Source organism: Enterobacter sp. ECC-249 (genome assembly GCF_043965265.1).
In the GTDB taxonomy this organism is placed as follows: domain Bacteria; phylum Pseudomonadota; class Gammaproteobacteria; order Enterobacterales; family Enterobacteriaceae; genus Enterobacter; species Enterobacter quasiroggenkampii.
Window position 1 is genome coordinate 3,068,982 of the sequence record NZ_CP143660.1, and the last position, 20,815, is coordinate 3,089,796.

General features: G+C 53.8%; 22 protein-coding genes. 5 read left to right on the plus strand and 17 right to left on the minus strand.

Annotation, left to right across the window (positions count from 1 at the left end):
- Positions 1–109: 109 nt before the first annotated feature.
- Both V1587_RS14680 and V1587_RS14685 read right to left on the minus strand, forming a co-directional pair.
- Complete coding sequence (locus V1587_RS14680; RefSeq protein WP_371898300.1) at positions 110–1,162, minus strand: TIGR01620 family protein; 1,053 nt, start codon at positions 1,160–1,162, stop codon at positions 110–112.
- Complete coding sequence (locus V1587_RS14685; RefSeq protein WP_371898301.1) at positions 1,159–2,556, minus strand: YcjX family protein; 1,398 nt, start codon at positions 2,554–2,556, stop codon at positions 1,159–1,161. The genes V1587_RS14680 and V1587_RS14685 overlap by 4 nt, the downstream gene beginning before the upstream one ends.
- Before the next feature lie 155 nt (positions 2,557–2,711).
- On the opposite strand from V1587_RS14685, the gene V1587_RS14690 reads away from it, so the two are divergent.
- The gene (locus V1587_RS14690) at positions 2,712–3,722 is read left to right on the plus strand and encodes a LacI family DNA-binding transcriptional regulator (protein ID WP_371898302.1); all 1,011 of its coding nucleotides are present in this window, start codon (positions 2,712–2,714) and stop codon (positions 3,720–3,722) included.
- A gap of 34 nt (positions 3,723–3,756) precedes the next feature.
- Here V1587_RS14690 and V1587_RS14695 read toward each other — a convergent pair whose 3' ends face one another.
- The 15 genes from V1587_RS14695 to pspA all read right to left on the minus strand — a co-directional run bounded on the left by V1587_RS14695 (position 3,757) and on the right by pspA (position 18,192).
- A complete protein-coding gene (locus V1587_RS14695; RefSeq protein WP_371898303.1) occupies positions 3,757–4,671 on the minus strand; it encodes an OmpG family monomeric porin in 915 nt (304 codons plus the stop codon).
- A 66-nt stretch (positions 4,672–4,737) separates the two neighbouring features.
- Positions 4,738–5,820 carry an ABC transporter ATP-binding protein gene (locus V1587_RS14700; RefSeq protein ID WP_371898304.1) on the minus strand — a complete coding sequence of 361 codons (1,083 nt, stop codon included), beginning with the start codon at positions 5,818–5,820 and terminating at the stop codon, positions 4,738–4,740.
- 13 nt (positions 5,821–5,833) lie between these two features.
- The gene (pgmB, locus tag V1587_RS14705) at positions 5,834–6,499 is read right to left on the minus strand and encodes a beta-phosphoglucomutase (protein ID WP_371898305.1); all 666 of its coding nucleotides are present in this window, start codon (positions 6,497–6,499) and stop codon (positions 5,834–5,836) included.
- Positions 6,489–8,768: a glycoside hydrolase family 65 protein gene (locus V1587_RS14710; RefSeq protein WP_371898306.1), complete on the minus strand. Its 2,280-nt coding sequence runs from the start codon at positions 8,766–8,768 to the stop codon at positions 6,489–6,491. The genes pgmB and V1587_RS14710 overlap by 11 nt, the downstream gene beginning before the upstream one ends.
- Positions 8,762–9,820 carry a Gfo/Idh/MocA family protein gene (locus tag V1587_RS14715; protein ID WP_086374937.1) on the minus strand — a complete coding sequence of 353 codons (1,059 nt, stop codon included), beginning with the start codon at positions 9,818–9,820 and terminating at the stop codon, positions 8,762–8,764. The genes V1587_RS14710 and V1587_RS14715 overlap by 7 nt, the downstream gene beginning before the upstream one ends.
- Positions 9,821–9,831: 11 nt before the next feature.
- The gene (locus V1587_RS14720; RefSeq protein ID WP_371898307.1) at positions 9,832–10,620 is read right to left on the minus strand and encodes a sugar phosphate isomerase/epimerase family protein; all 789 of its coding nucleotides are present in this window, start codon (positions 10,618–10,620) and stop codon (positions 9,832–9,834) included.
- A gap of 17 nt (positions 10,621–10,637) precedes the next feature.
- The gene (locus tag V1587_RS14725; protein ID WP_371898309.1) at positions 10,638–11,690 is read right to left on the minus strand and encodes a zinc-binding alcohol dehydrogenase; all 1,053 of its coding nucleotides are present in this window, start codon (positions 11,688–11,690) and stop codon (positions 10,638–10,640) included.
- Positions 11,691–11,719: 29 nt separating this feature from the next.
- Positions 11,720–12,562: a carbohydrate ABC transporter permease gene (locus V1587_RS14730; protein WP_159514331.1), complete on the minus strand. Its 843-nt coding sequence runs from the start codon at positions 12,560–12,562 to the stop codon at positions 11,720–11,722.
- A complete protein-coding gene (locus tag V1587_RS14735; protein WP_371898310.1) occupies positions 12,549–13,430 on the minus strand; it encodes a carbohydrate ABC transporter permease in 882 nt (293 codons plus the stop codon). Before V1587_RS14735 ends, V1587_RS14730 begins: the two co-directional genes overlap by 14 nt.
- A 22-nt stretch (positions 13,431–13,452) precedes the next feature.
- The gene (locus V1587_RS14740) at positions 13,453–14,745 is read right to left on the minus strand and encodes an ABC transporter substrate-binding protein (protein WP_371898312.1); all 1,293 of its coding nucleotides are present in this window, start codon (positions 14,743–14,745) and stop codon (positions 13,453–13,455) included.
- 14 nt (positions 14,746–14,759) lie between these two features.
- Positions 14,760–16,457: a sugar phosphorylase gene (locus V1587_RS14745; RefSeq protein ID WP_371898313.1), complete on the minus strand. Its 1,698-nt coding sequence runs from the start codon at positions 16,455–16,457 to the stop codon at positions 14,760–14,762.
- A gap of 196 nt (positions 16,458–16,653) precedes the next feature.
- Positions 16,654–16,878, minus strand: coding sequence for a phage shock protein PspD (gene pspD / locus V1587_RS14750; protein WP_023312043.1), 225 nt, complete (start codon positions 16,876–16,878; stop codon positions 16,654–16,656).
- 12 nt (positions 16,879–16,890) lie between these two features.
- Complete coding sequence (gene pspC / locus V1587_RS14755; RefSeq protein WP_371898314.1) at positions 16,891–17,250, minus strand: envelope stress response membrane protein PspC; 360 nt, start codon at positions 17,248–17,250, stop codon at positions 16,891–16,893.
- Positions 17,250–17,474, minus strand: a complete 225-nt coding sequence (pspB, locus tag V1587_RS14760; RefSeq protein ID WP_023312045.1) for an envelope stress response membrane protein PspB — start codon at positions 17,472–17,474, stop codon at positions 17,250–17,252. The genes pspC and pspB overlap by 1 nt, the downstream gene beginning before the upstream one ends.
- 49 nt (positions 17,475–17,523) lie before the next feature.
- The gene (gene pspA / locus V1587_RS14765) at positions 17,524–18,192 is read right to left on the minus strand and encodes a phage shock protein PspA (protein WP_033145729.1); all 669 of its coding nucleotides are present in this window, start codon (positions 18,190–18,192) and stop codon (positions 17,524–17,526) included.
- 166 nt (positions 18,193–18,358) lie between these two features.
- Here pspA and pspF point away from each other — a divergent pair, with 166 nt between their 5' ends.
- From pspF to V1587_RS14785, 4 genes are all read left to right on the plus strand, one after another.
- The gene (gene pspF, locus V1587_RS14770) at positions 18,359–19,336 is read left to right on the plus strand and encodes a phage shock protein operon transcriptional activator (protein ID WP_371898315.1); all 978 of its coding nucleotides are present in this window, start codon (positions 18,359–18,361) and stop codon (positions 19,334–19,336) included.
- 206 nt (positions 19,337–19,542) lie between these two features.
- The gene (locus V1587_RS14775) at positions 19,543–20,082 is read left to right on the plus strand and encodes a DUF2778 domain-containing protein (RefSeq protein ID WP_370883573.1); all 540 of its coding nucleotides are present in this window, start codon (positions 19,543–19,545) and stop codon (positions 20,080–20,082) included.
- Positions 20,079–20,294, plus strand: a complete 216-nt coding sequence (locus V1587_RS14780) for a hypothetical protein (RefSeq protein ID WP_371898316.1) — start codon at positions 20,079–20,081, stop codon at positions 20,292–20,294. Before V1587_RS14775 ends, V1587_RS14780 begins: the two co-directional genes overlap by 4 nt.
- A gap of 15 nt (positions 20,295–20,309) precedes the next feature.
- Positions 20,310–20,588: a hypothetical protein gene (locus V1587_RS14785; protein WP_371898317.1), complete on the plus strand. Its 279-nt coding sequence runs from the start codon at positions 20,310–20,312 to the stop codon at positions 20,586–20,588.
- The last annotated feature ends 227 nt before the right edge of the window (positions 20,589–20,815 follow it).

Consider the following 20,815-nt stretch of genomic DNA (forward strand, 5'->3'; position numbering starts at 1 on the left):
AAATTCACCGTTCTAAGCCAATAACACTAAAATGATATGTCAGAACACGGTGATCCGGAAGATGGCTGTCAACAAATATTGACAGCCAGCACGATTAGTGAACAAAACCTCAGGGCGCAGGTTTTTTATTGAGCGTCTCTTTGAGCTGGCCGATCAGTTCACGCCTGAAATCCCCCAGACGGGGCTTATCGCCATCGATCCACGGAAGCGGACGGCAGACTTCCATCGCTTTAATCCCCAAACGCGCGGTTAATAATCCCGCACCGATACCCTGAGCCGCGCGGGCAGAAAGACGCGCCGCCAGATCCTGCGACATCCAGTCCATTCCCACTTCGCGCACCAGCTCACTCGCCCCGGCAAACGCGATATTGAGCAGGACCAGCTTAAACAGTCTGAGCCGACTGTAGTAACCCAGCTCTATGCCGTAAAGGTTCGCGATACGGTTGATCAGACGCAGGTTACGCCAGGCGATAAAGGCCATATCGACCAGCGCCAGCGGGCTGACGGCAATCATAAGGGTGGATTCCGCCGCAGAACGGCTTATCTCGCGTCGCGCCTGGGCATCCAGTACCGGCTGAACCATATGGGAGTAGAGCGTCACCACTTCCCGGTCATTCTGGGTTTCATGGATAGCGGCATACCAGCGCTGAAGCGCCGGATGCGACTGATCGATTCCGGCCTGGCTGGCCAGCTTTTCACAGAATGCGCGACCTTTCCCGGTGCCGTGGCTGTGGAGCAGATCCCGCGCTTCATCACGCTCGTGCGCGCGCTGGCGCAAACGCCAGAGCCGACGCCACTCGGTGGCAACCGACCCGATGCCCGCCCCCACAATCAGCGCGCCCGCGGCGCATCCGCCCAGCGCGACCCAGTCCTGAGTATGCCAGGCATTCATCGTCCACTGCACGCCCTGACCCACCACGCTTACGCCAAACAGCGCCAGACCGGCGGTAACCATCCTGCGCCACAGGCTGCGTTTGGGACGCAGAGCGGCTTCCACAACCGCCTCCGCTGGACCTTCCTCGACGCCCGGATCCTCAGTCAGGGCCGGGGCAAAGTTATCAGCCTGCGTGCCGCTGAACGTCTGCGCGGTTTTGAACGCCTCCTGAGGGTCCTGCTCAAGCGTTCCGGTAAAATCAATGCGCGGTTTTAAAGGTTCCGTCATCGCAATTTATCTCCAATCAAAAACTCCAGCGCCGCATCCAGACGGATGTGCGGTAATGGCCTGTCGACGCTCATTGCCTGCGGGCGGAAGGCTTCAAACTGGAAGCCCTGGTTCTGCCAGAAGGCCTGCCCCGGCAGCCGAGCAGGCACTTCGCCCGGATAGACGGTAAGTGGTTCACCGTCGCTGAGCCGGTTCCCGCGTAATGCCGGTATTTTCTCGCCGTTAAGGTCAATCAGCCCGCTTTGCGTTGCCTGCACCGACGCGAGCCCAAGGCAATCCATGCCGATCCCTTCGAAGGCGGCGTTTTGCCAGGCGTCCTGAACCAGCTGCTGCAGCAGCGATACCATATTGGCATGCTGGTCGACCGTGACGTGATCGGCCTTCGTGGCCGCAAAGAGCAGTTTGTCGATCACCGGAGAGAACAGACGGCGGAACAGCGTCCGCTGCCCGTAGTGAAAACTTTGCATCAGCTGCGTCAGCGCAAGGCGCATATCGTTGAAGGCCTGTGGCCCGCTGTTGAGCGGCTGCAGACAATCCACCAGCACAATCTGACGGTCAAATCGCAAAAAGTGGTTTTTATAAAATCCCTTGACCACTTTTTCACAGTAGTAATTGTAACGCTCGCGCAGCATCCCGGCGTTAGTGTGCCTGTCGGCCTGCGCCAGCTTCGACTCGCCCACCCCATCAACATCCGGCCAGGGGAAGAACTGAAGCGCAGGCGCGCCCGCTAAATCTCCCGGCAGGACAAAGCGACCCGGCTGAATGAAGTGCAACCCTTCCTGCTTGCACTGATGCAGATACGCCGTCCAGGCGTCGGCAATGACCGCCAGACGATTTTCATCGGCCGGGGCAAGCGGGTCTAAGCCTTCGCACAGCTGCCGCCATTTGGCCGACCACCCGGCGCGCTGCCCCTGCAGCAATCCCGTCATTTGCCGGGACCAGCTGAGGTAGTCCTGCGCCAGCATCGGCAGGTCCAGCAGCCATTCCCCGGGGTAATCGACGATTTCCAGGTACAGCGTGGAGGTATCCTTGAAGTGGCGCATCAGGGATTCATTCGAGCGAAAGCGCAGCGCGAGGCGGATTTCACTGACTCCTCGCGTCGGCGTCGGCCACGTGGGCGGATCGCCGTAGAGCTGCGCCAGCCCTTCGTCATAGGTAAAGCGTGGAATACCAAAATCACGCTGAGGGACGCGCTTCACGCCCAGCAGGCGTTCTTCACGCACCGCGCTAAGCAACGGCAGACGCGCCCCGGCGTGCAGGTTCAGGAGCTGGTTTACCATCGCGGTGATAAACGCCGTCTTACCGCTGCGGCTCAGCCCCGTCACGGCCAGACGCAGGTGACGGTCAACGCCACGGTTCACCAGTGAATTGATTTCGTTTTTAAGTCGCTTCATCGCCGTCCTTCGTTGCCTGGAAGCCTTGAATGCATGGCTTCAGAATACAATAAATGGGGGCAGATCGTTGATTATCAATTCTTATTTATTGCTATTGCCGTTTTCTCTCCAGTAAGATGAACGACATTGCTGTCAGTCCGGAGTGAGTAAGGTGTATGTCACCCACCATCTATGATATCGCACGGGTTGCGGGCGTATCGAAATCAACCGTTTCCCGCGTTCTGAATAAACAAACGAATATTTCTCCCGAAGCGCGTGACAAAGTGCTGAAGGCGATTGACGAATTAAATTATCAGCCCAACAAACTGGCGCGCGCCCTGACCTCTTCAGGCTTCGATGCCATTATGGTTATTTCGACCCGTTCAACCAAAACCACCGCCGGCAATCCTTTTTTCTCCGATGTCCTTCATGCCATTACGGCAAAAGCGGAAGAGGAAGGCTTTGATGTTATTTTACAAACGTCAAAAAGCAGCGAAGACGATCTGCTGAAATGCGTGAGTAAAATAAAACAGAAAATGATCAAAGGGATCATTATGCTGAGTTCACCGGCAAATGAATCCTTTTTCACTACGCTTGATGCGTATGGCGTACCGGTAGTGGTTATCGGTAAAGTGGAAGGTGAGTATCAGAATATTTACTCCGTCGATACGGATAATTTCCATGACAGCGCTACGCTGACGGAAACCTTTATTAAAAACGGCCGCAAAAAAATTGCCTGCCTGCATGCGCCGCTTGATTATCATGTTTCGATCGATCGCCTGGCAGGCTATAAAGCCAGCCTGGAAAAGCACCACATTGCCATTAATCCGGACTGGATCAGGGATGGCGGTTATACCCATGAGAGCGCGCTCGCGGCGGCTCTGGAATTGCTCTCTTCACCCACGCCGCCTGATGCGGTATTTGCGACCGACAGCATGAAGTTGCTCAGCCTCTATCGTGCGGCGGATGAACTGAACCTGATGATCCCTGAGCAGGTGGTGATAGCCGGATACAGTGACCCGATGCTGTCTCTCATCTTAACGCCCGCTCCTGGCGGCTTTGATATCCCCACCCGAAAACTGGGGGAAGAGAGCTGCGATCTTCTTTTCAGGCGAATTGCGGGTCAGTCCGCCCCGCAAAAAGTGCTGGTTGATACCCACTTTTTGCTGGCCGCTTCCCTTCGCTAAAACCAGGGGCATACTGCCCCTGGCATGCCATCGGTCAGAACGCGTAGTTAACCCCAACGCCCGCATAGTGGAAGCGGTCGTTTTCACCCTCGTCATGGTTTTCCCATTCATAGGCGTACTCAAGCGTCATGGATAAACCGTTGTTGAAGTCATAGGCGTACTGCATACCCAGTCGGTTGAAATTATGCCCTTCACGCTCAGGATCGTCCTGCCAGTCCCAGTTCGTCCAGCGATCGAGCCCCAGTCGGGTGTAAGGCGTTAAGGTCGTCTGGCCCAATGAAATAGGCAGATAGGCGCGAATTTCCTGGGTAGAAAACTCGCCGTTATTACGGGAACTATCCATATTGAAACCGCGCTCTAAATAGTAATTCACTTTCGCCGCAAAGGTTTCGTTAATGGTCCAGGTAAACCCCGTTTCGGTTTCGACGCGGCTGTCAGCATAACCGGTTTTTTCCAGATCGTTGGCAAACTGATACATGGCAAACCAGCCGCCAAATCGCCAGTCATCGGTTAATTTAATATCCCAGTCAGGCTGAACTTTATAGCGTTGCATATTAGCGCTGCCGTCTCTGGCGCCGTGTTCATCCTTAAAGTGATAACCATAATTACGGAAACCGCCGGTCAGACCTAACGTAAAATCATCGGTTCCGATAAAGCGATAGCGTAATTCAAATTCAGGACGGTCAAAATAGGTTCCACGGGTCATACTGCTGTAATCAACCGGCCCCTCCTGATACATCGCCAGCGAAATAGTCCACGCATCCCAGGTAGCATTAAACCAGACGGAGGGTTCATATAATCCATCTTTATCCTCCCCCTGGCCTTCGACGTTTTCTATTTCATACATCGCGCCAATATTAAATTCCCACTTTTTAGCCGTTTCTGTTGCATGTGCACAGCTAACCCCTGCGCACAGCACGAGCGCAGCACTTTTTAGTAGAGTACTCATCAAATATTCCCTTTATAAGTAACAAACAAAAAAACCGGAAATTCGCATTTCCGGCGAACACCTTTCTTATCTAATAGCCGCTTCGGTTTCAGCGTCGAAGAAATGGCACTTATTCATATCGAACTGGATATCGATATTATCCCCGGCAGCATAATCATTCGCGGCGCCAGCTCGAACAACCAGCTCATGGCCCCCAACGGTGGCGTAGAGCATAAACTCCGCGCCAGTCAGTTCGGCTACGCTGACTTTCGCCGCGATGTTTTCACCTCGGCTCTGCAACGTGAAAATATCTTCCGGGCGGATCCCAAAGACCACGGCTTTGCGTTGATACCCTCTGGCATTCAGTGACGCGAGCTTGTCTTCCGGGATCTCAAGACGCAGCGTTTCCGTGACGAAGTAGCGGTCATCGATAGCGCCGCGAATGAAATTCATGGCAGGCGATCCAATGAACCCCGCGACAAACATGTTCGCCGGTTCGTTGTAGACCTGCTTCGGTGCACCAACCTGCTGAATAATGCCGTCTTTTAAGATCACGATGCGGGTCGCCATCGTCATGGCTTCCGTCTGATCGTGGGTCACATAAATCATCGTGGTGTTGAGCTTCTGGTGCAGCTTGCTGATTTCAGCCCTCATTTGCACGCGAAGCTTGGCATCGAGGTTGGAGAGCGGTTCATCCATCAGGAAGACGCCCGCTTCGCGCACGATCGCCCTGCCCAACGCCACGCGCTGACGCTGGCCGCCGGACAGCGCGCCGGGTTTACGCTTGAGGTACTCCCGTAAGCCGAGGATCTGTGCCGCCCAGTTAACGCGCTCTTCAATAACCGCCGGGGCGATTTTCTGCATCTTCAGACCAAACGCCATGTTGTCGTAGACCGTCATATGCGGGTAAAGCGCATAGTTCTGGAACACCATAGCGATGTCGCGCGACTTGGCGGGCACGTCGTTCATGCAAACGCCGTCGATGACCAGCTCGCCGGCGGAGATCTCCTCCAGCCCGGCAATCATGCGCAGCGTTGTCGATTTACCGCAGCCAGACGGGCCAACAAAAACGATAAACTCCTTGTCCTCGATTTCGAGATTAAAATCCTTCACCACGTGGACCTGGTTATCGTAAATTTTCTGAATATGTTTCAGTGACAGTTGTGCCATTTTTAATTCCTTATCAATACGCCCGGGAGGCCCAGAAATCGGTCAGGCATTTCCAGGTCAGTTCCTGCGTTGAATGAAGCTGTAATCCCGCCTGGGTCAGGCCAGCGCCAATCCCGACCGACAGCATGCCCGCCGCGTTGATCGCCGCCACGCCTGCGGGCGCATCTTCGACCCCGATGGCCGCACCAGGGCGGACTTTCAGGCCAGCACACGCGGCGAGGAAGATCTCCGGATCCGGTTTTGAACAGACAATGCGGGAGGCGTCAGCGCAAAAATCAAAGGAGCCATTAATACCCAGGGCATGCAGTATTCGAGGTGCATTGAGGGAAACGGAGGCGAGCCCAATTTTGACCTCTGCCGCCCGAATGTCCGCAAGCACCTCCCGGATGCCCGGCAGCAGCGACGCCTCGGTCAATGACGACAGCGATGCGACGTAGAGCGCATTTTTCTTCCCCGCCAGCGCCAGGCACTGTTTGTCGTCAAACGCCCCCTCTTTTCTACCGTGTCGCAGGATCCGCTGCAGGGATTCCATGCGGCTAATTCCCTTAAGCTCCTCGTTAAACACCTCATCGATAGTGATGCCGATCTCCTGCGCGACCGAACGCCATGCGAGAAAGTGCAGATGCGCGGTATCGGTGATAACCCCATCAAGATCGAATACAACGGCTTCAGGCTTCATGGCTGGCCTCCGTGGTAGCGGTCCCATCAATAGATGTAAGAAATTCCCTACGAGACAGTGCCTGCCGCTCCGATACGCAAACCGTTTCTCCCCACAGGGTTAACGTGACGGGTGCGGAGGTATCGATGGTTAAAACGTCATTTTCAAACGTGAAGCGCAGGCGTGCGTTCTGCCAGCGCAGCGGGAAGGTAAGTTTTCGCCAGCGGGCGGGGAGCTTCGGCGCAAGATGCAGCTCGCCATCAACAATCTGCATGCCGGCAAACCCCTGAATGACGCCGGACCAGATGGCACCCGTGGCCGCGGCATGAATGCCGTCGTCGCTGCTGTGCGGATCGTCGCCAAGATCGATAGCCACGCCAGCGCGCCAGAAGGCGTAGGCCCCTTCCGTATCGCCACAGCGGGCGGCCACAATGCCGTGAATAGCCTTGCTCAGCGAAGAGTCATGGATCGTCCGCGGCTCGTAAAACGCCAGGTTGGCCGCACACTGGGCTGGGGTAAATTTCTCCGGCAACAGGTAGTTAAGCATCACCACGTCGGCCTGCTTGAGGATTTGCATCTCGTTAACTTCCGCGCGAGAGTAATCCAGCAGGATGGTCTGCTTGCCCGCTTTGGCTTTATAGCGGCTTAAATCGATCGATGGTTTCGCCATGAATGAATCGTCCTGCGGGATCACTCCCCCGTCGTCGGCTTCCGGCAGCCACAAGCGGGCCAGGAAGGTGGTCGCCTTCTCCATGAAGCAGGCCTCTTCACGCTCAAACATCGACATGAACCGGCATGCGCTGGCCACGTTGTGCCAGGCCAGATAGTTGGTGTAGGCGTTGTTATTCACATGCTCGGTGTATTCGTCCGGCCCAATCACATCATGAATCTCCAGGCGCCCGTTGACCTCCGTGGCGCGGCCCATCCAGAACGTTGCCGTCTCCACCAGCAGGGTCAGCCCTTCATTACGCATAAACGCGTCATCGCGCGTGGCCTGCCAGTAGGCCACAACGGCCCAGGCAATGTCCGCCACGATGTGGTGTTCGGCCAGGGCGGAGGCCACTTTCTGCCGCATGCCTGTACGGATGTTGATAGCCGCAAACTCCGGCGTTTCCTCTTTGCCGCTCGCGGCGCTCTCCCATGGGAACAGTGCGCCCGGCCAGCCGTTGCGGCGCGCTTTTTCCCGGGCCCCGGCCAGGTTCAGCCAGCGATAGCGCAGCAGACTTCGGGCCACCTGCGGCCGAGTGAAAAGATGGAAAGGCAGCAGGAATATTTCAGTATCCCAGAAGACGTGACCTTTATATCCTTCGCCGGTCAAGCCCTTCGCGGCAATGCTGCTCCGCTCATCATGGGCTGGCGTCATGGTGGTCAGATGCCAGACGGCATAGTCCAGCGCCATCTGATCGTCAGGAGCTGCAGAAGCCACTTCAACCCGGGCGTCACGCCATACGTCTTCCCATGCGCAGGCTGAACTTTCCAGCAGCGAGGCATAACCCCTTGCCGCGCAAACCTTGAGATCCGCCAGGTTCCTGCGCGCGAACGACTCCTGCGACAGGGCTTTATCATTGCGATGGGCCACCCAGACAAACTTATCCAGCGTGACAGTGTCACCCTGCGGTATCGTCAGGGAATAGTGGGCAGAGACACGACGATTTTTAGCGGTAAAGCAACTTTCGCTATCGGCTGATAGCTGACAAAAGGCTGAGATAACAACATCAGCGCGCCGGTCCTGCGTTTCATACACACCCTGCATATAGTGCTGGTCAAACACCCTGACGGAAATTTCATCCAGATGCTGCCGGCCCGTATTGGTTTGGGTCGCATCAATGCCGGTTTTCATCACCACCTGCGTGGCATCATCAAGCGGGGTGATCGCAAGCTGCATGGCAACGAGCGGCAGCTGATCCAGAGAGACAAAACGACGACTCTCCAGGCGATAGCGCTTTCCGTTAGGCGAACGCCAGACGACGCGGCGATGCAGTTCGCCGTTGGCAAATGCCAGCTCGCGCTGCCATTCGAGAATGTCCCCGGCCAGAAGGGTAAAATTCACCCCGTCCAGCTCAACCTCGATACCGGTGATATCGGGCAAATTGATCAGCTCAGTGGTCTCGTTACGACCCGCCTGATGATAGAGGCCCGCAATATACATCCCTCGGGTTTGCTGGGTGTAATCTTCTTCGTGCGCAGCGCGAATGCCCATGTAGCCGTTACCGCATGCCATAATGGATGCGTACTTATTCAGACTGTGCGGACAAAAGCCCGGATCGGTTAATACAGACACGCTCAGCATAATGTTACGCTTTCCCCTGTTTCTGCCGATTGATAAAGCGCCGCGACAAGCTGCTGAATCACCAGCCCCTGTTCAGCATCTGCAATCATTACGGGCTCTCCCTGCACGTGACGGACAAAGGCCTCCATGCTGCGTAAATGGCGCTGGTCGTCAGCCTCTTCACGCTGGACCAGGGTTTGTAACGTCCCGGCGTCATCCTGATAAACGTGGGCCGGGAAAAGCGTCGCCCCCGCCTTTTCACCGCAAAAGGCGACATTCATGATCGACTGCTCGCGAATATTCAGCGCGAACGAGGTGTCCAGACGCAAAATGCCGCCGTTGCAGAATTCGATGGTGCCAAACAGGGCATCTTCAACCGTAAACTGTGCGGGATCCCACGCGCCGAACTGGCCGCTGCTTTTTTGTGTTCCCAGCCTCTGGAAGCCGTGCGCCGTGACCCTTTTGACCGCCGGGAAACCCAGCACGTACATCGCGGCATCCAGCATGTGAATGCCAATATCAATCAGCGGCCCACCGCCCTGCAGGGCTTTGTTGGTGAAGACGCCCCAGCCCGGCACGCCGCAGCGCCGTAACGCCTGCGCCGAGGTGAAGTAGATTTCGCCCAGCGTTCCGTTCATCACGGCCTCGCGCAGCAGTTGCGTATCGAGCGCGAAGCGGTGATGAAAATCATATGCCAGCACTTTCCCCGCCTTGCGGGCAGCCATTCGCATCTCATCGGCCTCTTGCGGCGTCATGGCGGGCGGTTTTTCGCACATCACATGACAACCAGCCTCGAGCGCCGCCATCACATGCTCAAAATGAAATCGGTTTGGCGAACAAACGCTCACCACGTCCGGCTTAACCGCCTCCAGCATGGCACACGCGTCCTGCCACGCAGACGGTATGGCATGCCGCTCCGCAAAAGCCTGTGCCTGTTCGAGGCGGCTGTCCATGACAGCCACCATCTGAACATCACTGCGCGTGGCGTAATACGAGGCATGCACTTTGTCCGCAACCTGCCCGGCGCCAATGATGGCGACGCGCAGTGGCGACGTTGTTGAAGCACTCATCACGCTCCTCATCCTTAGCATTCGCGTAAATAAGTGAGTGAATCCCGATAAGCCTGAGCGGGATCTTCAGAACGTACGCGGCACTCGTAAACCACATAGCCCTGGTAATTATCCGCACGCAGCTGATCGAACAGGCTGGCAAAATCGAGGCTACCGCTTCCCGGCTGGTAACGGTGGTTATCAGCGATGTGCACATGGCCCAGCAGATCGCGATGCTGATGCAGTGCCTCCGTCAGCGAATCTTCTTCAATGTTCATATGATAGAAATCACCGATGATCTGCACGTGCTTGAGGCCGTTCTCTTCGATATAGCGTCGTGCGTCAGCCAGGGTGTTGATCATGTGATCCTGATAGCGATTCAGCGGCTCCAGGTAGACGGTGGTTCCGGTGCGCGCTGCAACCTCATCCAGCCAGCGCAGCGAAGCACTCACCGCTTTACGGTCGCCTTCGAGGCTGCGTGGTGAGGTCATTGGCGGCAAACGGAAGGTGAACATTCCCCAGGCTGCAGGCACGATAATGCCCTTGCCGCCCACTTCGGCCAGCGCTTCCAGAATGCGTTCAATCTGCGCTAAGCCGTTCAGACGACGCTCTTCGATAAAGTCACCAATCCAGCCATCGTATCCGCCGCAGGCGGTTGTGACCGGCAGGCCGGTGGCCTTAATCGCCGCTTTCACTTCGGCGAGGTTTTCCACCAGCAGCTTGCCGTCAATTTCATAGCCATCAAAACCCATCGCTTTGATGTACTTGAATTTCTCCAGGATATTGCCCGGGAAAAAGGTCTGATTTTGTGTTGCGATTTTCATGAGTTGCTTTCCTTAGCTTAAAAAGTGACGCCCATTTTGATGCTCAGTTCCGGATGCTGGTCCACATATTTCATGTAGCTTTCAGCGCTGGTGGAGAAGGTCACAACCGGGTCGATCAGATCTTCACAATTCAGATAACCGTTCATCAGCAGTTCCCAGCAGGTCTCTTCAATACGCTTGCGGCTCCAGCGCGGGTAATCCGGGTTTGGCTCACTGCAGGCGCGGGAGAAGACAATCTTCGCGTTGTTGAAGTGCGCTTCACGCCCCAGATTGAAACCTGCAGCGAACGGTTTAGCGAACGCAACGTAGGAAATGGTGCCGCCGTAGGCCAGGCCGCGCAGCGCAGACTGCAGAGCATCTGCAAAGCCGCTGGTCTCGATAATCACGTCTGCGCCCTGCTTCCCGGTCAGCTTTTTAATTTCCTGACCGACATCTGTGCCGATAGGGTTCAGGCAGTAGTCCGCGCCATGACGGCGGGCAATGTCGCAACGGTGTTCGATAGGATCCACACCGATGACGACTGACGCGCCGGCTTTTTTCGCCAGTTGGATCGCAATCTGCCCAATCGCGCCGAGGCCTACCACCACGACAAAATCCCCGACCCGCACGTTGGCATCACGCACGCCGCTCATGGCAAACTGTGCCGGATCGTAGCAGACGGCGTTCTTCCAGGAGGCACCCTGCGGCATTTTGCGCAGCTTGTAGTTGTTGACGGCATTGACGATGACCGTCTCCTGGAGCGGCCCGTAACAGCAGACGCGATCGCCAGTCCGGTATTCCGTGACGTCAGCGCCGCATTCGATAATGTCGCCAACAATCATATTGCCCAGCTGGAACTTACCGAATTCGATCCCGCGGGCCGTCCCCTCTTCGCGCGGGGTAAACATCTGCCACTCCGCATTGAACTCTTCATCGATAAACGGACTTGCCGCGCGGAAATCCACCACTTCGGTACCGTGTTTCGGTGCGCCAAAGCAGGCACGAATTTTTACTTCATGTCCCGCAACCGGGCGATCTTCGTACTCTACGAGCGCCGCCACGCGTGGCGCTGTCGCAACTAATTTTTTCATGATTGACTCCTTGTTAAAAATTGGCCGCCTCAGCCCTTCACGCCACCGGCGGTCAAACCACTTTTAATAAAACGTTCAGACAGGGCGTACATGATGACCACCGGAAGTGCCGTCACCAGCGATGCCGCCATCATGCGACCCCAGATATAATCGGGTGTGCTAAAGAGCGTGTTCAGCCCGACCGGCAAGGTGAAGTTGCTGGCGCTGGACAGGAAAATGGACGCAAACAGATAGTCGTTCCACGCCACCATGAAGCAGTAGACAAACACTGATACGAGCCCGGATATCGCCAGCGGCACGGTAATTCGGAAGATAATTTGCAGGCGGTTAAGGCCGTCCATCATTGCGGCTTCTTCTATTTCGTCCGGGATGGTGTCGAAGTAGCTGCGAAGCATGAACACCGCCGTCGGTAACGTCTGCGTCACCATGGTGATAATCAGCGCCAGCTCGGTGTCGTAGATCCCAAGGGCAGTGATGATTTTGAACAGCGGCACCACCAGCAAGATGCCGGAGAACATGTAGACGGTGTAAAAACTCGCATTGATCGTCGTGCGGCCCTTAAAACGCAGTTTGGATAAAGCGTAAGCACCCAGCGTGCCGAGAAACACGGCAATTACCGAGGAGGTCAGCGACACCACCATGCTGTTTTTGAAATAGTCCACAAACGGGAAGATCAGCGGGTTAAAGATGTCTACATAATGCTGCAGCGTCCACGCCTGCGGCAGAATGGTAGGATTGAGCGAGATCGCCTCTTTAGCGCTCTTGAATGACGTCATCAGCATCACGAAGAACGGGAAAAGCGTGATGATCAGGAATACCGCCAGCCCGAGATAAAAACCAATACGGCTCAGTACGCGTTTATTTGTTGCCATTGAGGTTCACCCTTTTTCTGGTCAGCAGAATCACCGCGAAGATGATCACGAACAGCACCACAGAGATCGCCGCTGCTTTACCTAAATCGTTGAAAGCGAATGCGGTTTTGTAGAGATAGACGCCTAAAATATCGACCTTGGTGGTCAGCAGGTAGACGTCAGCAAACATGTAGAACATCCAGATGGTGCGCAGCGTGACCACCGTGGCCAGGACCGGCATAATCGCGGGCAGCGTGACGATACGAAAACGTTGCCAGGCATTTGCGCCGTCCATTTCCGCCGCTTCATACAGGGATTTATCAATGGTCTGTAAAATCGCCAGGAATGAGATAAACGCGTACGGGAAGTAACGCCAGATAGCGAACAGCACCACCAGCACGAAGCTGCTGCCCGGGTTGTCAAACCACAGCGGAGCCTGGTCATACAGGTGCAACAGGTCTACGCCCAGATAGTTCACGATGCCGTAGCCGTTGTTGAACATGTATTTCCAGGCAAACACCAGCGAAATAGACGGCGTGACGTAGGATAAAATCACCAGTGAACGTGCCGTCTTGCGCAGGCGAAACTCGCGATTAAAGAAGATGGCGACGGCAAGACCCAGCACCGTGCTGCCAATCACTACCAGCGCCGTGTACCAGAATGTCATCCACAGCGAGTGCCAGAAAGCGGCATCGCTGAGAATGCGAATGTAATTGTCCAGTCCGACAAACACGGCGCTAATGCGCGGATTGAGCGGCAAGCGTAAGAAACTGATTTCAATATTGGAAATCATTGGCCAGGCCACCAGGCCCCCCAGCAGAATCAGGCTGGGGGCCAACAGCAGCATGGCGAAAGGCATATCTGAACGACCAGAAAACAACGTCTTCATAATTTCCTTCCGCAGAGCGCTCCTATCGTTGTGTAATGAGATCAGTCAGTCGCTTCTGGCTGCTGCTTAACGTTGTGTTAAGGTCCTTCTGCCCCACCGTAACGTTATGCACCATGGAACTGATGATGCCGGAGCCCGTCACGTCGCCCATGCGGGTGAAGTTTTTATCCCCCACTGCGCCAAACACCTGCACGTTCGGGAACTGCGCAATCAGCTCATAAGGCAACTGCCCAAACGCTTTGATCACGTCGTTGTTTTTCCAGGTATCCGTGCCCACCACCAATTTATTCACCGGCAGCGCCGCGCCCGGCGACATCATGACCCAGTCCGTCGCGTTTTGAGCCTGTTCCATCCATGTAACAAACTTCTCGGCCGCTTTGGTCTCCTCTTCGGTTTGCCCGGTGGTGATCGTCAGTGAGGTGATCATGCCGTACACCGCCGATGACGTTTCAGTCGGGACAACGAAGCCCAGATTAGAAGGGTTTCCGTCCTTGTAGACGGCAGGCAGGATGTAGGTGGAGTAAACCGCCATCGGCGCAGAACCGTTCATGAAGGCGTCTTTGATCTCCATGACATCGTTCGAACCCGGCATGGTGGTCGCAGCCAGCGCTTTATAAAACGCCAGCGCTTTTGCCATTTCCGGCGTATCGATATCGACATTGCCTTTTGCATCAAACACGTTCGCGCCACCAGAAAGGGCAAACTGGGAAAATGACTGCTCGGTCATCACGCTTTCCGCCGTCGGCAACGCGATGCCGTAATGCTTTTTAGCCGGGTCGTTCAGGCGCTGGCTGGCTTGCAGAAGCTGTTCCCAGTTATGCGGCTCCTCAATGCCCGCCGCGGCCAGCACATCTTTGTGATACCAGACGCCCGAAAGCCAGGCGCTGACCGGCACGCCCGTCCAGGCTGCACCATCTTCCGTACGGACTACGCGTAAAATTCCGTCATAGAAGGTCTTTTCCCCCACCGCTTTAACGGCTTCAGCAATAGCGTCACGATCCAGAAGCTGTTCTTTATCCATCACTTTTGCGTAGTCATGGCTGACCTCAATCACTTCAGGGAGCGCGCCGGTTCTCGCCAGCGTAATCACCTTGGTGTTGTAGGCATCCTCTTCCACCGGTACCTGTTTTACCGTGATGCCAGGGTTCTCTTTCTCGAATTTTTCGATCAGTTTCGTAATAACGGCCTGACGCTCCTGCTCTACCGACGAGTGCATAAACTCAATGGTGACAGAGGACGCTTTGTCATCCTTACAGCCTGATAACAGGGCGCACGAAACCAGTGCTGATATCAGCACAATTCTGGGTGTTTTCATGTTTAAGGTCCTTTTTAGTTTTCTTTAATCCACAAAACCTGCCATGGATTTAGGGTCAGAGTCGTATCGGTAATATCTTCTCCGCTAATCAATTCCCGTCCGGAGTGAATATCTGATTCAACCGTTTGAGGAGAATCACTGAAATTAAATAGCGCTGTTATTTTTTCACAACAATCCGCCACGCGAACAATTTTTAATACATGCTCACCTGACGTGCTAAAATAAGCCTGACTGTCAGGGTGAAATGCTTTTTCCGCACGACGAAGCACGATTAGCTGGCTTAACGCACAATAGACCTGATAACGCAGGCTGCTTTTATCTTCAAGCGCGCGGTCAATTTGTCCCGCGGTATATTTTTCGCGATTTATCGCACGGTTATATCCCAGACGCTCTACACCGTCATAATCATTACGGGAGCCGAGAATACTCTGAATATAAATCGCAGGAACGCCGGGGAAGCTTAAAAGGACGGCATGGGCCAGAATAAACCGGGCAATGCGATCGCTATCATGACTTTCTCGTGTGCTTAATGCATCCAGATAGGTCACATTAATTTCATAAGGGCTTCGTGTGCCGTCCGGGTTATTTTTCCAGTTAACCAACGCGCCTTCGGACTGAAGCTTCTCTACAAGCGAGATGATCTCCGACTCAGGTAATATTCCGCGTAATGGGTTAAGACCGATGCCATCATGCGAGGCCAGGAAGTTGAACCAGGTCGTTTTTGTGGAAGGCAACGCAAGCGACGCAGCCCACTGGCTTAGCGTGCGCACATCCTGACAATGCACCGCATGCAGTACAAGCGGGGGTAAAGAGAACTGATAAACCATCTGCGCTTCATTTTCGCCGTCACCGAAGTAAGAGACGTTATCTTTATGCGGAACGTTCGTCTCGGTGATAATCACCGTGCCAGGGGCAACCGCCTCGGTAATGGCGCGGAAAAGCTGGATGAGTTGGTGGGTTTGCTCAAGGTGAATGCAGCTCGTTCCAGGTATTTTCCACATGAACCCAACGGCATCCAGTCGAATATATCGCGCCCCTTCAATAAGGTAACGCAGCAGCACGTCGACCATCGCAATCAGCACCTGCGGAGAGGCGAAGTTGAGATCAACCTGGTCCTCACTGAAGGTGGTCCACAGGTATCGTACGCTGCCATCATGAAGCGTGAAAGGCGTAAGAAGCGGTAAGGCACGCGGACGCGTCACCGCGGATAAATCTGTTTCAGGATCGACAGAAATAAAGAAATCATCATACCCTGGCATTTGCTTCAGGTAATTAGCAAACCAGGCACTTTTGGCCGACATATGATTGCAGACGAAATCAAACATCAGGCTGGCTGACTGTTTTAATTCAGCAACATCTCGCCACGTTCCCGTTTCAGGCGCAACTTCATGATAATCAACGACAGAAAATCCGTCATCCGAAGACCAAGGATAAAAAGGCAAAAGATGGACATGAGAAAAAGAATGCGAAAGCCATTTGTTATAAAAACGTGTAAAAACCGGGAGTGCTTTCTCCCCTTTCGCTGAAATCTGGTCGGCATAGGTTATCAAAACGACATCTTTTTCATCCCAGCCCATTTTACGCCTTTCCGTAATAACAGAGGCGGCCTTTTCAATATTTTCCAGCAACACGTGAAGATGCGCTTCAGAAAACGTTTTTCCATAAATAAGATTAATGAGTGCTTTAATTTTTTCGTTCACTTGATTTTCCATGGTAGCGGTCCCACGAAGTGGCAATCTACTCCCATGAAAAATATCTGTCAACGGACCGGGCAGGAGAAAAACACGATTGCAAAGCAGCTCAGAACAATATTGTGAGCTGCCGCAAAGAAAGCAGGGGAAACGAGGAAGTGTGGTTAATCGTCGCCAGCCCCTCTCCCGGAAGAGTAAGGGCTAACGCGTGCGGAAATTACTGGGATAAGTAGCGGCGAGACAGCCGTTTTGCCACTTTTTGCAACAGCGGTTCGAGCGCCACTGCCAGTACCATTCTGACCGGCTTGCGGGCAACGGATTTTATCGCCCAACCCGCCACGCCTGCCGGGCCGAAACGTAACGCGGTCAGCAGGACCAGTTTACCTGCGATTTTGAGGCCGGGTTTAACCTTCTGACCGGCCTGTTGCCAGTGTTGTTTCATCTCTTCTCTCTCTTAAAGCTGACGAAAACGACTTCTCAGCGTAAAGGTATCCGACGTGACATAGCGTTCCATTTCCCGTAACCGCTTCTCCCCGGCAGCGAGTTGTTCATCAACCGCATTCAGGAGATCGCTGCTGGTGGGGGCGCCTTCCGCTGCCAGTTCTCCTTCCGGCATCGGGTCAAGAACAAACGACAGCACGATGTACGCGACCAGGGTAATAAATGCCAGACCAAAGAAGATCGACAGCACCGTCACCACGCGTACCAGCTTAACCGGGACGTCAAGATAATGAGCCAGCCCGGCACAGACGCCGCGCACCATGCCCTGCTGTGGAATTCGCCACAGCTTTTTTTTCAGATTCAGTCCAGACATTAACGGTCCCTCCAGTTTGGATGTTCAGCATCCAGGATGGCTTCCAGCGCCTGAATGCGTTCGCGCATTTTGTTCGCTTCATCAGAGAGCTGAACCAGACGCTGTTGTTCACTCTGGGAAAGTTCGCCCCGTGAAGAACGGTTGCTGTAGTGCAGCCATAGCCAAATCGGCAAAACGAACAGCACGAAAATTGTCAGGGGAATGGCCAGAAAAAGCGCGCTCATGTGTACTCCTTGTCTTACGATGCGGCACGCTCAGGTGCCGCAGGAATTATTATTGGTTGTCTTGCTTCATTTTGGCTTTCAGTGCCGCGAGCTGTTCGCTGATTTCATCATCAGCCTTCAGATCGGCGAACTGTTGATCCAGCGACTTTTGCTTGCCGATGCCGTGGCTTTCGGCTTCCGCTTCCATGTGGTCGATACGACGTTCAAACGATTCAAAACGCGCCATCGCTTCATCAAGCTTACCGCTGTCCAGCTGACGACGCACGTCGCGGGAGGAGCTTGCCGCCTGGTGACGCAAAGTCAGCGCCTGCTGACGCGCGCGGGTTTCGTTCAGTTTGTTTTCAAGCTCACCAATTTCTTTCTTCATACGGGTGAGCGTGTCATCCACCAGCGTGACTTCATGCTCGAGCGTAGCGACCATATCAGCCAGCTTCTGTTTTTCGATCAGCGCCGCACGGGCCAGATCCTCTTTGTCTTTGCGCAGCGCAAGTTCAGCTTTTTCCTGCCATTCGTTCAGCTGAGCAGTGGCCTGTTCAATACGACGCGTAAGCTGTTTTTTCTCCGCCAGCGCGCGGGCGGAGGTAGAGCGCACTTCAACCAGCGTGTCTTCCATCTCCTGAATCATCAGACGCACCAGCTTCTGCGGATCTTCCGCTTTCTCCAGCAGTGAGTTGATGTTGGCGTTCACGATGTCGGCAAAACGAGAAAAAATACCCATAATCTAATCCTCATAGTTCTGTTATTGGGCTATGCCCTGCTGTACAGATAATACAAACATCATGCCAACTTTTTATCTTATTGATTTAAAAAGCCATGATTGATTTTCACGCAGTGAAGAACTATTCTTCCCTGGTGAATATCGCTAAGGAGTGGTTAATTTCATCATGCCTGGATACAAAGACAATTTACTCGGCGAAGCAAACAGTTTTCTGGAAGTGCTGGAACAGGTTTCTCGTCTGGCGCCGCTCAACAAACCGGTGCTAATCATCGGCGAGCGCGGTACGGGTAAGGAACTTATCGCCAATCGTCTGCACTATTTATCCGGGCGCTGGGACGGCCCCTTTATTTCCCTTAACTGCGCGGCGCTGAATGAAAACCTGCTTGATACCGAGCTCTTCGGCCATGAAGCGGGCGCGTTTACCGGCGCCCAGAAACGCCATCCCGGACGCTTTGAGCGCGCCGACGGCGGTACGCTGTTTCTTGATGAGCTTGCCACCGCGCCCATGCTGGTGCAGGAGAAGCTGCTGCGCGTGATTGAATACGGCGAGCTGGAGCGCGTCGGCGGTAGCCAGCCGCTGCAGGTCAATGTGCGTCTGGTGTGTGCCACTAACGCCAACCTGCCGGAGATGGTGGCACAGGAGAAATTCCGTGCCGACCTGCTCGATCGCCTGGCCTTTGACGTCGTTCAGCTTCCTCCCCTGCGTGAACGCAGAAGCGACATCATGCTGCTCGCAGACCAGTTTGCGATTCAGATGTGCCGCGAGCTCGGACTGCCGCTGTTCCCCGGCTTCAGCGATTATGCACGGGAGACGCTGCTTGCTTACCACTGGCCGGGAAATATCCGCGAACTGAAAAACGTCGTGGAGCGTTCCGTCTATCGCCACGGCAGCAGCGAGACCGAGCTGGACAATATCATTATCGATCCTTTTCAGCGCAGCGCGCCGCCCTTGCCCGCACCAGCATCTCCAGGCGATGCCCCTGCTCTTCCCCTTGATTTACGCCAGTTCCAGCACGACCAGGAAAAACAGCTGCTGGAGCAAAGCCTTAAGACGGCGAAATATAACCAGAAACGGGCGGCTGAACTGCTGGGTCTGACCTACCATCAGTTAAGGGCATTGCTCAAAAAGCATCAAATGCGCTGACAATATCAGCACTTAACCGCAGAGATTTTTACGGAGCATGGTCTGATTGATATTCTTCATAAGGTTTACAGCACTCTGCTGGCATCCTCACCCCGTTACTACCAAACATGCTTAATCACTAACCTGCCTGTAATGAAAATTTAGTAGGTTAACCAGCCATTTATTATCAATTATCATTTCTGCAAAATGACAATCGAAACGGGAGTATGAGCTTGCAGATTTGCATGATGGATTATGGTCGGCTGTCGCCAGATGGGAAAACGCTCAAGCTGGATTGTTATGGTATTGGATCGTTTGACGTACTGTCAGGAATTGAACGGTATATAAACAATCCAAACTGTTCAGATATCGAAAAAGCCGCTATACCGCCGGGTACTTACTGGATTGTTGACCGCCCCGCTGGCAGTTTTGTTAACCAGGTCAGAGCAGAATTTATCGATATGGTGCACCTGTACAAAAACCATCACTCTGAATGGTTCGGTTTGTATAGCGCACAAACCATGAGCGATTACGTCTATGTTAATGGAGCGAGACGCGGAAGTTTCAGACTTCATCCTCTCAACACCGATGGTTCTGGTGTATCGTGGGGCTGTATCACCCTTTACAGAGCGGCCGACTTCCAGATTTTACGGAATGCGTTACTCAACCGGAAAAAAGTGATTGTACCCGGCGGTAAAGGATTGATGGCTTACGGACGTATTGATGTTCGTGGTGTACCTGACTTCAGTAAATGTGGTGTGAGATGAAAATCATAATATTCGTTGTTTTACTTATTGCCTGTTTTATCCTCTTACCGGACAGCTGGATTAATGATGTTTTCATGCAACATATCCAGATTTCAGGCGATGGTGAAGAAGCCATGAATAACTATGATTTCACAGCAATTCTGATTAAGTTTGGCCTGTCTGCAACGATAGCGTTTGTACTGATAATGCTAATGAAAGCGCTGAAAAAGTGAACCAGGGTGGCTGGTATGCACGTGAACAATAAAGTAAGGATTTTTACTTTATGCTATTTAGTCTGTGCGTATGCCATTGCGTTACCAGTGCTTGCTCTGTTCTCAGATCTGGTAATAAACGGCGGCGTTATTGATATATGGAAGGGAGTATACTCTTTCGCAGACCTTCTCAGTTTTCGCAAAGTTCTTTTCCTGAAGTTTGCCGGGTTAGGTGCTGTGCTTGGCTTTTTTTACTGGCTTTTTTTCTTCAGAAAGTACAGGTATCACGATCCACTGGACAAATACTTTAAGTAGTCTTTGAGCCTATGTGGTGTTCGGATGCCTTCCTGCAGCGACCTCAATCATGTCTGTCCGCAGACGATCCCAGACCTTATAGTGAGAACGTTTCTTCCTGTATTTCGCGGTATATATGCGCTTGCCTGATGCTATCCGCCGGAGCAAATCCTTCGTATATAGCGAGTCAGATGCGCCACGAAAATGCTAAGATAGTCCATGAGGTATATTCAAAGTGGATTGCAGGT

What these genes read in the sequence shown, in the direction of transcription:
- pspA (WP_033145729.1), bottom strand. Translation starts at nt 18,192, where the DNA reads ATGGGTATTTTTTCTCGTTTTGCCGACATCGTGAACGCCAACATCAAC.
- V1587_RS14735 (WP_371898310.1), bottom strand. Translation starts at nt 13,430, where the DNA reads ATGAAGACGTTGTTTTCTGGTCGTTCAGATATGCCTTTCGCCATGCTG.
- V1587_RS14710 (WP_371898306.1), bottom strand. Translation starts at nt 8,768, where the DNA reads ATGCTGAGCGTGTCTGTATTAACCGATCCGGGCTTTTGTCCGCACAGT.
- V1587_RS14745 (WP_371898313.1), bottom strand. Translation starts at nt 16,457, where the DNA reads ATGGAAAATCAAGTGAACGAAAAAATTAAAGCACTCATTAATCTTATT.
- pgmB (WP_371898305.1), bottom strand. Translation starts at nt 6,499, where the DNA reads ATGAAGCCTGAAGCCGTTGTATTCGATCTTGATGGGGTTATCACCGAT.
- V1587_RS14740 (WP_371898312.1), bottom strand. Translation starts at nt 14,745, where the DNA reads ATGAAAACACCCAGAATTGTGCTGATATCAGCACTGGTTTCGTGCGCC.
- pspC (WP_371898314.1), bottom strand. Translation starts at nt 17,250, where the DNA reads ATGTCTGGACTGAATCTGAAAAAAAAGCTGTGGCGAATTCCACAGCAG.
- V1587_RS14720 (WP_371898307.1), bottom strand. Translation starts at nt 10,620, where the DNA reads ATGAAAATCGCAACACAAAATCAGACCTTTTTCCCGGGCAATATCCTG.
- V1587_RS14680 (WP_371898300.1), bottom strand. Translation starts at nt 1,162, where the DNA reads ATGACGGAACCTTTAAAACCGCGCATTGATTTTACCGGAACGCTTGAG.
- V1587_RS14730 (WP_159514331.1), bottom strand. Translation starts at nt 12,562, where the DNA reads ATGGCAACAAATAAACGCGTACTGAGCCGTATTGGTTTTTATCTCGGG.
- V1587_RS14785 (WP_371898317.1), top strand. Translation starts at nt 20,310, where the DNA reads ATGCACGTGAACAATAAAGTAAGGATTTTTACTTTATGCTATTTAGTC.
- V1587_RS14690 (WP_371898302.1), top strand. Translation starts at nt 2,712, where the DNA reads ATGTCACCCACCATCTATGATATCGCACGGGTTGCGGGCGTATCGAAA.
- V1587_RS14695 (WP_371898303.1), bottom strand. Translation starts at nt 4,671, where the DNA reads ATGAGTACTCTACTAAAAAGTGCTGCGCTCGTGCTGTGCGCAGGGGTT.
- pspB (WP_023312045.1), bottom strand. Translation starts at nt 17,474, where the DNA reads ATGAGCGCGCTTTTTCTGGCCATTCCCCTGACAATTTTCGTGCTGTTC.
- V1587_RS14700 (WP_371898304.1), bottom strand. Translation starts at nt 5,820, where the DNA reads ATGGCACAACTGTCACTGAAACATATTCAGAAAATTTACGATAACCAG.
- V1587_RS14685 (WP_371898301.1), bottom strand. Translation starts at nt 2,556, where the DNA reads ATGAAGCGACTTAAAAACGAAATCAATTCACTGGTGAACCGTGGCGTT.
- V1587_RS14725 (WP_371898309.1), bottom strand. Translation starts at nt 11,690, where the DNA reads ATGAAAAAATTAGTTGCGACAGCGCCACGCGTGGCGGCGCTCGTAGAG.
- V1587_RS14780 (WP_371898316.1), top strand. Translation starts at nt 20,079, where the DNA reads ATGAAAATCATAATATTCGTTGTTTTACTTATTGCCTGTTTTATCCTC.
- pspD (WP_023312043.1), bottom strand. Translation starts at nt 16,878, where the DNA reads ATGAAACAACACTGGCAACAGGCCGGTCAGAAGGTTAAACCCGGCCTC.
- pspF (WP_371898315.1), top strand. Translation starts at nt 18,359, where the DNA reads ATGCCTGGATACAAAGACAATTTACTCGGCGAAGCAAACAGTTTTCTG.
- V1587_RS14775 (WP_370883573.1), top strand. Translation starts at nt 19,543, where the DNA reads ATGAGCTTGCAGATTTGCATGATGGATTATGGTCGGCTGTCGCCAGAT.